Genomic DNA, 12,863 nt, shown 5'->3' with positions numbered 1-12,863 from the left:
GAGGCTTCAAAGGAAAGGGGCCCGCATGGGCCCCCTTGGTCGTCTGAGTCAAGCGTTTCATGTTAACGCCTTGTAAACAAGGGGTATCAGTCGTTGAAATGCCCGGAATCCGTGAGCGATGCATCACATCAGCCGCCACTGCCCTCACCGCTAGATGACTATGTCCGGTAGTGTGCCAGTGTGTCAAGACCTCCTGAAAACCCTGCTCAACCGGACCATGGACCGGATCCAAGCGATGGCGCCATCGGGCGCTCCGACAGGGGCGGTTCGTCCGGTGCAGCGGGCAGCGCCCGACCTCCCGGAGTTGTTGTCATCTCCGTTGTTGTCTTGCTGGAGGCCCTGGCGTTGCTCGGTGCTGCGGCATGGTACGCGTTCGAACTTATCTCCGGGGCCCCCGTGCTCACCTTCTGGGGTGCCGTCTTCACACTGGGTCTCTTGTTGGTTTTCGCGGCCTGGTTGTTCGCTGTTGGACACTTCCTGTTCAGGGGGTACCGATGGACCCGCGCGGCTGCTTTGGTGGCCCAGCTTTTTGTCCTCACCATCGGTTTTCCGACGATGACCGGCGGACTGGTCCTTCCCGGGTTGGCCATGATCGTTCCCGCCCTTGCAGCGCTCGTTTTCCTGTTCACCAAGGATGTCATTGCCTATGCTTCCAAGGTGGGGGGAAGCACCGCTGCCTTGTAGGCCACCCCCGTGGACCAGGTTCTGCAGCCCGTGGGTGGTGCCGGGTCAAACGGTATACGCCGCTTGGAATGGCTGCAGCCGTCCGTGCTGCACGATGTATCCCCTTCCCGCGCCAGCTCCGGGGTCGGCTTCCAGCCGGATGTTGAAAAAGTCGCCGTCCAGGGGCGAACGCGGCATAAGGACCGCACCTGCACCCGATGATTGCGCCTCAACTGCCAGGGGGAGCCGCTGGACGAGCGTTGGCCCGGATGTTGCGGTCAGCACTAGCCCACGCACCTTGTCTTTGAGAAAGGCCAAAATACGGCGTCCGTCTGCACCCACCTGATCAGCGTCGTCCAGTTGAAGAACGCTGGAGCTATCCAGGGTTCCGGCCTCGGCCGCGGCGGCCGCGGCCGCAAGGAAGGCTTCGGGGGAGCGGGTGTCGTTCGAGGCGATCCATGGAACGCCGGGATTCAGCTCCCGGAGGGCCGCCAGCAGGGAGCTCTTGCCGGAAAGCCGGCCGCCGAGCACGGTACATATACCGCCGGGCGGTAGGGGCAACGCAATGGGCACGGCGTCGTCACCTCCCAACCCAACCCATAGATCCAGTGGGCCTGCCGAGGTTCCTGAGGGGGTGACCATCCGGGGGACGGGGGCCACATCAGGGTTCTGTAGTGCTCCGAAGGTGTTGGCCATGGCGGCGTGGAACTGTTGACGGGTCACCGTGCCGGGCAGGGGCCGGACCCGGAAGGGCGGACTGGTTGCGGGTGCGAGGCGCCTGAAAGGCCAGGTTCCCAAGACAGGTGGAGAACGGAACTGGGCGGCCGCAGCGGAGCCCCCCACGAAGCTACCCATGGTCCATGCCCTGCCGGGAATGGGATCTAGGTCCGGAATGCGTGGCCAATGGAACCGTGATTCTTCCGTGGAATCTGCTGGGAAAAAGGCGCGGTTGGGTATCGACCCGAAAAAGCGGGCGCTCACAAGTTCCCTTTCTCCGGACACGAGCACAGTGACGCCCACTGCGGCACCGTCGCGGACGATATCCCTGAAGAGGTCTTCGGCCCAGGCCGACCGGCACTCGCGGAATGCTGACGCCCAGGAACACCAACCGGTGACTACCAGAAGCAGCGCCGGGGGTTTCTGGTGCGAACCCGCGGCAGCCCGGCGACGGGCCATTTCGTCCGCAAGGCGTTGGAGTACCTTTAGCGCGAGGGAAACCTGGTGAAGTCCCACCAGGGCCCCGATGGAGTCAGGAATCCCCGCGGTTGTCGAGGTGGCGTTCACTGTGTCCGGATTCTCAGTGCCCGAATGCTGGCTGTCCGGATGCTGGGTGCCGGGATGCTGAGTGCCCGGACCCTGAGTATCCGGATGCTGGGTGCCGGGATGGAAAACGTCGGTGAACATTCCGTGCGCGTCCAGGATGTAAAGGTGGGGTTCTGTCCCTTGTGCTGCTGCCAGTGCAGCGGCTGCCCTGAAGGCCTCAGGCATTCCGCTGGAGATGCTCCCGATCATGGCGAGATGCCCCTGGTGGCAACACCAGGCCAAGACCTCCAGTGCCTGTTGTTCGGGCCGGTCCAGGACACCCAGTACGCATCCCCGCCCGGGATCCCGTGCCTCGCCGAGGACGGCCTGAATGTCCTGGTCCCAGGGAACAGAAGAAGGAAGCGGTTCTGCCATGGGTGGAGGGGGGAGTTCCCTTTCCAGGCCACGCCAGGCAATCGTTGTTCCGGCGATGATCGTGTCTGCCCCTGCCCGGGTTGCAGTTGGATCCTGGCTGGCCGTTGCAGGCCGGGTGCCCCCTGCCACCTGGAGCAATGCCTCCGCGGCCGATCGAACAACCACGGTTCGTTGCGTCCGGCCCGGAACCCCCGGGGATGCGAAGGGTGACCGGCATCCGCTCCCACTGCGATCCGTCGTGTCCAAGGTGGCTGCTTGGAATTCCTCCGGCTGACCCGCAGCTCTTGCGAGGAATGATCGCCCTGGAAGAGTAATCGGGATCGATGCTGCAGATTTTGACCTGATGATGTCCATCGATTCAGCGTCGGACTGGACACGGAGTGCGATGCTGGACGTCACGTTGGCGCGGATGTCCGCCGTCACTGCTCCCTGGGGCCGCTGGGTAGCCATGACCAGATGAATGCCCAGCGACCGCCCGATCGTGGCGATCCGCATAAGTTCAGCCAGGACCGCTGGCGCGTCATCAACAAGCATCCTGAATTCGTCGATAACGATCACCAAGGAGGCGATGACCGGGTCAGAGGGAACCCTTCCTTGCCGGTATTCCACCAGCGCGGATACGCGGGCTTCAGCAAAGATTGTCTCGCGCCGACGGATCTCACCACGCAGCGACGCCAGGACACGGCCCAACGCCTGCCCGCCAATATCGGTCACCATTCCCACGCAGTGTGGAAGACCACCCAGGAGTCCCAGCCCGGAGCCTCCCTTGAAATCAAAGAACAGGAACTGCAGGACATCCGGTGGATATCTCAGGGCCATGGATGCAACCAGGGTTCTCAGCAGTTCAGACTTGCCCGAACCCGTGGTTCCCCCGATGAGGAGGTGCGGGCCGTCCGTGTGGAAATCGAATTCCACCTCACCTTGGGCATCCACACCCAGAACAGCGCGGAGGCCGATGTCCGTGTCCGATTGTTTCCAGCGCCGCTGGATACTGCGGGCACCCGCTGGCAGGAGGGTTGGCAAGGGGCAATACGTGGGGACGCCCGCGACGGGCAGCTTTCCATCGGAACCTGCCCGGCTGATGCCGCGGGCAAACCGATTAAAGGCCTGTGCCGGCACCAGGTCGGGAACAAACTCATGCCGTGTCGTGCCGTCAACCATCAGCGCCGAAGTCCCGGCCGTTCCCAGTTCCAGGACGACATCGGCTTTCCAGGGGTATTCGGATCCCATCGGGGAGTGAAGTACGACCCGCCAGGACATCGCCACGGCGGTTTCGACAAGCGACCCCGGCCCTCCCGGTTCCCCGAGAATCGATGGGTCTAGGATGACCAGCATCCCGCTGCCCTTTCCCCGGCAGGAGTTCAGCGCGGACAGGGCGGCGGATCCATTCGCCGCCAGACTCCCCGCGGGCAGGAACCTGGCTGCGGAGGGCAGTCTTTCGTGGTGCCCGGCCACAATCAACGGAGACCCGGGCGCGTAGAAGGCCATCTGCATCAGGATGAATCTCACCAAGGCGTCGACGTGTCCGTTGCTCCCGCGGAGAGCCACTGCCTTGTGGCGAGGGTCCAGCGTGACTGGAACAGTCCCGATGGAAGGTGGCACGAACCGGGGATCGTCGGGAACGACCGCGATATTGGCCCGGGCATCCGAGAGGCCGAGCCGCAACCACACATCGCGCGGTCCCGCACGGTGATCCTGACGGTCTTCCTCCGGCTGAAGGGCGGCAAGGGGCCTTATGGCAGCGCCCGGGCGGCTGTTGCCGCCCGGGCTTGAGTGGAAGGATGCAGCCAGCACAAGATCGGCCGCCGACGGCGAGCCGCGCTCCCGGCGTCGTTTGTCCCGGGCAGCAGCTTCGGCCACGTCCTGCGCGAACTCCCGGCGTGCCCTGCGGGTAGCCAGTGCCGGCACAAGAAGGCTGACGGCTGACATCACCGTGAAACCCAGGAACATCCACATGCCCGTAGCCATGGCAAGCCCGACACCTGCCAGCAGCGGCAAGCCGGCAGTTGCTGCCAAAGCCCATCGGTTTCCGGCGGGGCGGACCCTGCGGACTTCCACAGCGGATGCCACCGAGCGTCCCGCTTCAGCAGCTATGTCCGGGCCACAAGGAGTACAGGTGTAGGCGGTAAAGGTGGAGTGGCCTGCCTTGATGAGTGATTGCGAAGTGACGGTGGTGGCCTCGGTCATGACGCCATCCACGAAGACCGGGTTACGGCGTCCTGTGGCTGCTAGCTCGAGGGCAGTGCCGGACATGCGGAGTACCGCGTGGTGCCGGGACATTCCAGGGTCGGAGACAGCGATGTCTGCGTCACCGCGTCCGATGCGGTAGGTCCCGCGGACAAGGGGAAAAACGGAACCCGCAGCCGGCCCCGAGTGCGCGAGCAACAGAAGCCGTGCCGTGCTGGTCTGTTCTGCCCGCGGTTCTGCCCCGTTGACCAGGACCGCGCCTGCCACCAACGGAGGATTCCCCACCGTGAGCCGGGAAAGCTCCTGGCCGTCGACAAACAGGGTGCCCACTCCGCGGGCATCCTCGAGGGCAACCTGCAGCGTTTCCCCGGAGGTGCCCGGGGCAACTTCAAGGGACAGTTCCTCCACTGCTCCGGGGTTTGCGGCGGCAGGGCCGTGTACGAGCGTGCACTCCAGCGTCACGGGTGTCCCTTCAGGTAGGTGGATTGTTCCATCAGGCTATGAATGTCGGCAGCGGGGTGCTGTTAGGCTGTTGCGCTATGTGGAAAACTTCCGCAACTCCGTGCCCCGCGGCCTTGACGCGAGGGCATTGCGTCTCGGCTAAGATGAGACTCGTTGTCGCGTGTGCTCAATGAGGAAGGACCTTCACCGGTGATAGTGATTGCAGAGAGCGCCGATGTTTCGGACGAGGCGCAAATTGGTGAGGGATCCAAGATCTGGCATCTGGCCCAAGTCCGTGAGAAGGCGGAGTTGGGAGCCAACTGCATCGTAGGGCGGGGTGCCTACATCGGTACCGGCGTCAAGATGGGTGATAACTGCAAGGTCCAGAATTACGCGCTGGTCTACGAACCTGCGGAACTGGAAGCAGGGGTCTTTATCGGACCTGCGGTGGTCCTTACCAACGATACTTATCCGCGGGCGGTCGGCCCCGACGGCAGCCTGAAAAGCGCCCATGACTGGGAACCCGTCGGCGTTACCATCCGCGAGGGTGCCTCCATCGGAGCCCGCGCTGTCTGTGTTGCACCCGTAACGATCGGCCGTTGGGCCACGGTTGCCGCAGGAGCGGTCGTCGCAAAAGACGTACCTGACTTCGCCTTGATGGTTGGTGTCCCCGCCAAGCGGCACGGATGGGTCGGAAAAGCGGGATTCCCGCTGCAGCGCAGCGGTGATGCCTGGGTTTGCCCTGAGACCGGCGCCAAATATGTTGAAGAAAACGAAACCCTTCGAGAGGTAGAGGCATGAGCCCCGAATTCATTCCCCCCGCCAAACCCATCATTGGCGACGAAGAGCGTAAAGCCGTGGAGGTTGTCCTTGCCTCGGGACAGCTCGCGCAGGGCTCGGAGGTTGCGTCCTTCGAGCAGGAGTTCTCCCAGGTCCTCCTGGATGGCCGGGCGGCCGTCGCCGTTAACTCCGGTACCTCGGGCCTCCACCTCGGCCTCCTCGCCGCAGGCATTGGTGCGGGCGACGAAGTCATCGTTCCGTCCTTCACTTTCGCAGCAACCGCCAACTCCGTGGCATTGACAGGCGCTACTCCCGTATTTGCCGACGTCGATCCGGTCCACTACACGCTTGACCCGGCCTCCGTGGAGTCGAAGATCACCGACCGCACGGCGGCGATCATGCCGGTGCACCTCTACGGCCACCCTTTTAACGTAGACGCCATTGGGGCCCTCGCCGCCAAGCATGGAGTCAAGGTGTTTGAGGACGCAGCACAGGCGCATGGTGCTTCGGTCAACGGGCGCAAGGTGGGTACCTTCGGTGACTTTGCCATGTTCAGCCTCTATCCCACCAAGAACATGACATCGGGGGAGGGCGGCATGGTCAGCACCGGGCTGGCTGACGTCGAGCGCCGCCTCCGCCTTCTGCGCAACCAGGGCATGGAGCGCCAGTACGAAAACGAGCTGGTGGGCTTCAACGCCCGCATGACCAACATCCATGCAGCGATCGGCCGCGTTCAGCTGACCAAGGTTGAAGCCTGGACCAAGACCCGCCAGGCAAACGCTGCTTTCTTCGACGCCAACATCGAAGGCGTTGTCACGCCCAAGGTCGCCGAGGGCTACGAACACGTCTACCACCAGTACACCGTCCGGGTCGAAGAGGACCGCGACGGTTTCGCCAAAGCCCTCCGCGAGGAATACAACGTCGGATCGGGTGTTTACTACCCCATTCCAAACCATCGGCTGGCCCCCTTCCAGACTTCCGACGACCTTCCTGCCACGGAGGAAGCAGCAGCCAGCGTGTTGTCGCTGCCGGTACACCCGTCCCTCAGCCAGGACGACCTGGAGCGTATTGTCGAGGCCGTTAACGCCGTCGCAAAGGCAGGCAGCTAGTGGCGAACCTCCGCGCAGGGCTCATCGGGTTGGGCATGATGGGACGCCACCATGCCCGGGTCATTCGTGAACTTGACGGCGTTGACTTGGTCGCCGTCGCGGATTCGTATGGCGACCCGCACAATGTAGCCGACGGTTTGACGGTTTACGGCTCGGTCGAAGAGCTCATCGCCCAAGGGATCGATATGGCGGTTGCCGCCGTGCCCACGATCCTGCACGAGGAAGTAGCCCTTCAGCTCGCTGAAGCCGGTGTCCACTGCCTGGTGGAAAAGCCCATTGCGAACGACTCCGAGTCCGGACGCCGCATCGCCGAGGCCTTCGAAGCCAAGGGCCTCGTGGGCGCGGTAGGGCACATCGAGCGCTTCAACCCCTCATTGCAGAGCCTGCGGGACCGTCTTGGCAATGGCGACCTCGGTGAGGTCTACCAGATCAGCACACGGCGACAGGGGCCGTTCCCGGCCCGCATCGCGGACGTCGGAGTGGTCAAGGACCTGGCCACGCACGACATCGACCTCACGGCATGGCTGGCCCAGAGCAACTTCGTCAACGTTGTTGCCCACACGACCTCCCGCAGCGGCCGTGAGCACGAAGACATGGTCACGGCAATCGGCCACCTCAAGAGCGGTGTGGTCACCAACCACATCGTCAACTGGTTGTCACCCATGAAGGAACGCACCACGGTGGTCCTTGGCGAACGTGGTGCCTTCATCGCCGACACGATTTCGGCCGATCTGACGTTCGTTGAAAATGGCACCTTCCAGACCGACTGGGACTCCGTGGCAGCTTTCCGTGGCGTTTCAGAGGGCTCTTCCACCCGGTTTGCCCTTGCCAAGCGCGAACCGTTGAAGATGGAGCATGAGGCGTTCCGGGACGCTGTCCTTGGCAAGTCCATGAACATTGTCACCATGGCCGAAGGCCTGGAGACCCTGCGCGTTGCTGAAGCCGTCCTGGATTCGGCCAAGTCAGGTGCTGTGATAGCACTCTGAAACGGCAGGCCAGCCATGGTTTGCGATGGGGGAGGTTGGCTGTGGGCCAGCCTCCCCTCGCCGTTTCCGGGGGCTGATGACCAGTGCCCGGCACTGGTGCCGAATCGGGGAACCCGCGGCACGTCGGGTAGCCTTGACCAGTAGACGTGGGCACTTCTGTGCCCGCACGCCAATACACAGGAGAGTTTGTGAACGCTGATCTCGTCGTCGTCGGCTCGGGTTTCTTTGGCCTGACCATTGCAGAACGCGCCGCTACCGAGTTGGGGCTGAAGGTTGCGGTTCTGGATCGCCGCCACCATATTGGAGGAAACGCCTACAGCGAGAATGAGGAGAAGACCGGAATCGAGGTGCACCGTTACGGGGCACACCTCTTCCACACCTCCAATGAGCGTGTCTGGGATTACGTGAACAACTTCACCAAGTTCACCAACTACCAGCACAAGGTCTACACCAGCCACAAGGGCGAGGTGTACCCGATGCCCATCAACCTGGGCACCATCAACCAGTTCTTCCGTTCGGCCATGAGTCCGTCCGAAGCCCGCGCACTGATCGCGGAGCAGGCGGGCGAGCTGGCGGGCACGGATCCGCAGAACCTGAATGACAAGGGCATCCAGCTGATTGGCCGCCCGCTCTACGAAGCATTCATCAAGCACTACACCGGCAAGCAGTGGCAGACTGATCCCAAGGATCTGCCGGCGGAGATCATTTCCCGCCTCCCTGTCCGGTACAACTACGACAACCGCTACTTCAACGACACGTACGAAGGCCTTCCGGTTGACGGCTATACCGCGTGGATCGAACGCATGGCGGATCACCCGAACATCGAGGTCATCCTCAACACTGACTTTTTCGAGGACGGCGAATTTGGCCGGTCCTCGGTCCTTGGCCAGGTCCCCGTCATCTACACGGGCCCGGTGGACCGGTACTTCGACTATGCCGAGGGCGACCTGTCATGGCGCACCATCGATCTTGAAGAAGAAGTCCTTCCCATCGAGGACTTCCAAGGCTGCGCTGTCATGAACTATCCCGACGCTGAAGCGGCATATACCCGCATCCACGAGTTCCGGCACTTCCACCCCGAGCGCGACTACACCAAGGACGCGACCGTCATCATGCGTGAGTTCTCGCGTTTCGCGGAGAAGGGCGATGAGCCTTACTACCCCGTGAACACCGCCGAAGACCGCACCAAGCTGCTGGCCTACCGTGATCTTGCGCGGGGGGAAAAGTCGGTACTGTTCGGCGGCCGCCTTGGCACCTACAAGTACCTTGACATGCACATGGCCATTGGATCCGCCCTGTCCATGTTCGACAACAAGATCAAGCCGCACTTTACCGGCGGCGCCAAGCTTGAAAGCGGCGGAGTCGACGCATGACCGCCACGAAGAACGAAAGCCAGGAGACTGCCATGACGGCCACCACTGCTGCTGAAGCTCCGGCCTCCACCAAGGATGGCCTGAGGATTGTCCAGCGGGTTGTCTTCCCGGCCAACCGGGACCTCGACACCCTTCCCCTGTATGTCGATCCGGACACCAACAAGGTCCGCAAGCAGGACGACACCGGCGGCGCAGTGGTCCAGGCCGTGGGAATGGCCCGGAAGCTGCATCCCGAGGACATCCTGGACCGCGGGTCCGTCCAGGTCCGGCGCGGCGAGCGTCTTTCCTTCGGTTCCTATTTCAACGCGTTCCCGGCCAGCTACTGGCGCAAGTGGACCATCGCCACCAAGACCGTTCTCCACATCGAGACCGAAGGTGAAGGCACGGTCATCGTGTACAGGTCGAACGCACGCGGTGCTGCCCAGCGCGTCGACTCCATCCTCGTCGAAGGCAACGCTTCCAATGATTTCGAACTGACGCTCGCGCCATTCGGCGACGGCGGCTGGTACTGGTTCGACCTCATCGCAGGCGGCGAGGGCATGACGCTGCGCAGTGCGCATTGGGCCGTACCGGATGAGGGCCGTCCGCAGGGCAAAGTGACGCTTGGCGTCACCACGTTCAACCGCGCTGACTACTGCTTGGAGACGATCAAATCGATCGACGCCGATGCCGGCCTGCGCGGGATCCTCGCCGAACTGATCATCGTGGACCAGGGCAACAAGAAGGTGGCAGACGAGGACGGATTCGACGCCGTAGCCGCCTCCATGGGGGACCAGCTCCGCATCATCAACCAAGGCAACCTTGGCGGCTCTGGCGGTTTCGCCCGGAACATGTATGAAATGGTCGTCTCGGACAAGAGCGACTACGTCATGCTGCTGGACGATGACATCGAACTGGAAACGGAAGGCGTCCGGCGTGCGGTGGCATTCGCGGACCTCTGCCGCAAACCCACCATCGTGGGCGGTCACATGTTCGACATGTACAACAAGTCAGTCCTGCACGCCTACGCCGAGGTAGTGAACTTCTACCGCTTCCTGTGGGGCCCCGTTGAAGGCCTGGGTAACCACGATTTCTCCGCGGAGGGCCTGCGGTCCACCCCGTTGCTCCACCGCCGCTGGGATGCCGACTACAACGGCTGGTGGATGTGCCTGATTCCCAAGACGGTGGTCGAGACGATTGGTTTGTCCCTCCCCGTTTTCATCAAGTGGGATGACGCGGAGTACTCGCTTCGTGGACGTGCAAACGGATTCCCGACTGTGACGCTTCCCGGTGCGGCCGTATGGCACGTCTCCTGGGCGGACAAGGACGACTCCGTGGACTGGCAGGCGTACTACCACGAGCGGAACCGGTTGATCGCCACCTTGCTTCATTCGCCGTTCCCCAAGGGCGGCCGCATCTTCCGTGAAAGCCTGAACACCGACATCAAGCACCTTGTTTCCATGCAGTATTACCCTGAGCAGGCCCGCATCATGGCGCTGCGGGACGTGCTGGAAGGGCCGGGCAAGCTTCACGAGCAGCTTCCGAGCACCATGCCGAAGCTCCGCGCCATGCGCGATGATTTTGTCGATTCGCAAGTGAAGACCGATCCCGGGGCATTCCCGGAGGTTTTCCGGAAGCGTCCGCCGAAGAAGCCGCAGACCTACAAGCAGCCGGGCGCACTGGGCCTGCTTCCCTGGGCTGTCAAAACTGTACTCAAGCAAACACTGGCACCGGTCCGCGATGCTGCCAGGACCAACCCGGAAGCCCATGTGGCACACCAGGATGGCAAGTGGTGGAGCCTTGCGCACTTGGACAGTGCGGTGGTCTCCAACGCCGATGGCACGGGCGCTTCGTGGTACCAGCGTGATCCCAAGCTGGCCCGCCGCCTGCTCGCCGAGACCGCCCAGTTGCATGCTCAGCTCTTCTCCAACTGGGAAACTCTGCGTGCCCAGTACCGCGCTGCCCTTCCCGAGATCACCTCCATGGATTCCTGGCGGGAGACGTTTGACGCTTCGGAGCCCACAGACTAGCGATGTCTAATTCCACTGATACATACGCAGTACCCGGGGTTGGCGCCGGACTGCTGGACGTCTTCCGGCGTCGGTACCTGCTCAAGCTGATCGTCCGCAAGGAGCTCAGGGTCCGTTACCGGGGATCGGTCCTGGGCCTGGCATGGTCATATGTAAAGCCGCTGGTCCAGTACATCGTGCTGTTCCTTGCCCTCGGCATTGTCCTGCGGGTGGGCGACCAGATCCCCAACTATGCGTTGTACATGTTCTCCGGCGTCATCGTGGTCAACTTCTTCACGGAAGCCTTTTCCAATGCCACGCGCTCGATCGTGTGGAATGCCGCCCTGGTCAAGAAGATCTACCTGCCGCGCGAGCTTTTCCCGGTCGCTTCGGTGTGGGTGGCGGCGGTCCATTTCCTGCCCCAACTGGTGGTGCTGCTGGCTGCGGCCCTCCTGAACGGATGGCGTCCTGATGCCATGCAGTTGCTGGGAGCGGCCCTTGGCTTCGTGATAGTAGCCATAACTGCCACAGGCCTGGGCTTGCTGGCAGGCGCGATCAACGTCTTCTTCCGGGACGCCGAAAACATCGTGGACATGCTGATGATGGTGGTCACGTGGACATCGCCGGTGCTTTACGACTGGACCATGATCCGTCGTCTCGCCCCGGACTGGGCGTTGACCATCTACCAGTTGAACCCGGTCACAGTGGCTGTGGAGCTTTTCCACTGGGCCTTTTGGTATCCCACGGTGGACCGGCCCGTTGAACTGCCGCCGCACTTGCTGATGACCGGTTTCGCCGGCCTGGGCATGGCTGTCCTGTTCCTCATCATCGGCCAGCTGGTGTTCCGCCGGCTCGAAGGCCACTTCGCGCAGGAGGTCTGAATGGGCGCCGCAATTATCGTCAAGAACCTCAAGAAGACCTTCAACCTTCGGCACTCGCACTCCCTCAAGGAGACGCTGGTGTGGCTGGCCAAGGGACGCAAAGGCGACCTTTCCAGGAAGTTCGACGCCCTCCATGATGTGAGCTTCGAAATCCAGCCGGGTGAAACGGTGGCCTTGCTCGGATTCAACGGTTCGGGTAAGTCCACGCTGTTGAAGCTTATTTCCGGGGTGATTCTTCCCGACAAGGGAACGGTCCGCACCAAGGGAAGGGTTGCCGGCCTTATTGAGGTAGGTGCAGGCTTCCACCCGGACCTCTCCGGCCGCGAGAACGTCTTCCTGAACGCCGCCATCCTGGGCATGACGGAAGACGAGATCAATGAGAAATTCGACGAAATCGTCGCCTTCTCGGAGATTGAACAGTTCATCGATACTGAAGTGAAGTTCTATTCTTCCGGCATGTTCCTGCGCCTGGCATTTGCCGTGGCCGTTCATACCCAGCCGGATATCTTCCTGGTCGATGAGATCCTTGCTGTGGGCGACGAACCTTTCCAGCGCAAATGTCTGGCCAAGATCAAGCAGCTTTCCGACGAGGGGCGGACGTTGGTTGTTGTCAGCCACGATCTCGACATGATTTCGCGCATTTGCGACAGGGGAGTTGTGCTGTCCTCGGGGACTGTCCAGTTCGAAGGGCCCGCAGACCAAGCTGTGGCCTGGTTGCGGGAACGCAACTAGCAGGCATCAATGCCCACGTCGTCTATCTGAGGATGGCCGGCAAGAG

9 protein-coding genes are annotated in these 12,863 nt (G+C 62.4%); 8 read left to right on the top strand and 1 reads right to left on the bottom strand.

The window, feature by feature from the left end:
• Nucleotides 1-180: 180 nt before the first annotated feature.
• Nucleotides 181-684 (top strand): hypothetical protein, encoded by a 504-nt coding sequence (locus ACUYMZ_RS13860; RefSeq protein ID WP_426003319.1) that lies wholly within the window; start codon nucleotides 181-183, stop codon nucleotides 682-684.
• A gap of 45 nt (nucleotides 685-729) precedes the next feature.
• Here the strand turns inward: ACUYMZ_RS13860 and ACUYMZ_RS13855 are convergent, their stop codons facing one another.
• Nucleotides 730-4,989 (bottom strand): FtsK/SpoIIIE domain-containing protein, encoded by a 4,260-nt coding sequence (locus ACUYMZ_RS13855; protein WP_481603893.1) that lies wholly within the window; start codon nucleotides 4,987-4,989, stop codon nucleotides 730-732.
• A gap of 162 nt (nucleotides 4,990-5,151) precedes the next feature.
• Between ACUYMZ_RS13855 and ACUYMZ_RS13850 the strand changes: the two genes are divergently transcribed.
• From ACUYMZ_RS13850 to ACUYMZ_RS13820, 7 genes are all read left to right on the top strand, one after another.
• Entirely contained in the window at nucleotides 5,152-5,769 is a 618-nt protein-coding gene (locus ACUYMZ_RS13850; protein ID WP_481603891.1) for an acyltransferase, read from the top strand.
• The gene (locus tag ACUYMZ_RS13845) at nucleotides 5,766-6,857 is read left to right on the top strand and encodes a DegT/DnrJ/EryC1/StrS family aminotransferase (RefSeq protein ID WP_426003315.1); all 1,092 of its coding nucleotides are present in this window, start codon (nucleotides 5,766-5,768) and stop codon (nucleotides 6,855-6,857) included. Before ACUYMZ_RS13850 ends, ACUYMZ_RS13845 begins: the two co-directional genes overlap by 4 nt.
• Nucleotides 6,857-7,843, top strand: a complete 987-nt coding sequence (locus tag ACUYMZ_RS13840; protein WP_426003314.1) for a Gfo/Idh/MocA family oxidoreductase — start codon at nucleotides 6,857-6,859, stop codon at nucleotides 7,841-7,843. The genes ACUYMZ_RS13845 and ACUYMZ_RS13840 overlap by 1 nt, the downstream gene beginning before the upstream one ends.
• Nucleotides 7,844-8,031: 188 nt before the next feature.
• The gene (glf, locus tag ACUYMZ_RS13835) at nucleotides 8,032-9,216 is read left to right on the top strand and encodes a UDP-galactopyranose mutase (RefSeq protein WP_426003313.1); all 1,185 of its coding nucleotides are present in this window, start codon (nucleotides 8,032-8,034) and stop codon (nucleotides 9,214-9,216) included.
• Nucleotides 9,213-11,225, top strand: a complete 2,013-nt coding sequence (locus ACUYMZ_RS13830; RefSeq protein ID WP_481603888.1) for a glycosyltransferase — start codon at nucleotides 9,213-9,215, stop codon at nucleotides 11,223-11,225. The genes glf and ACUYMZ_RS13830 overlap by 4 nt, the downstream gene beginning before the upstream one ends.
• Before the next feature lie 2 nt (nucleotides 11,226-11,227).
• Nucleotides 11,228-12,085, top strand: a complete 858-nt coding sequence (locus ACUYMZ_RS13825) for an ABC transporter permease (protein ID WP_426003311.1) — start codon at nucleotides 11,228-11,230, stop codon at nucleotides 12,083-12,085.
• Entirely contained in the window at nucleotides 12,086-12,817 is a 732-nt protein-coding gene (locus ACUYMZ_RS13820; protein ID WP_426003309.1) for an ABC transporter ATP-binding protein, read from the top strand.
• Nucleotides 12,818-12,863 lie beyond the last annotated feature (46 nt).

It is taken from the genome of Arthrobacter sp. T572, assembly GCF_056780115.1.
This window is presented reverse-complemented; position numbering and strand designations above follow the sequence as displayed.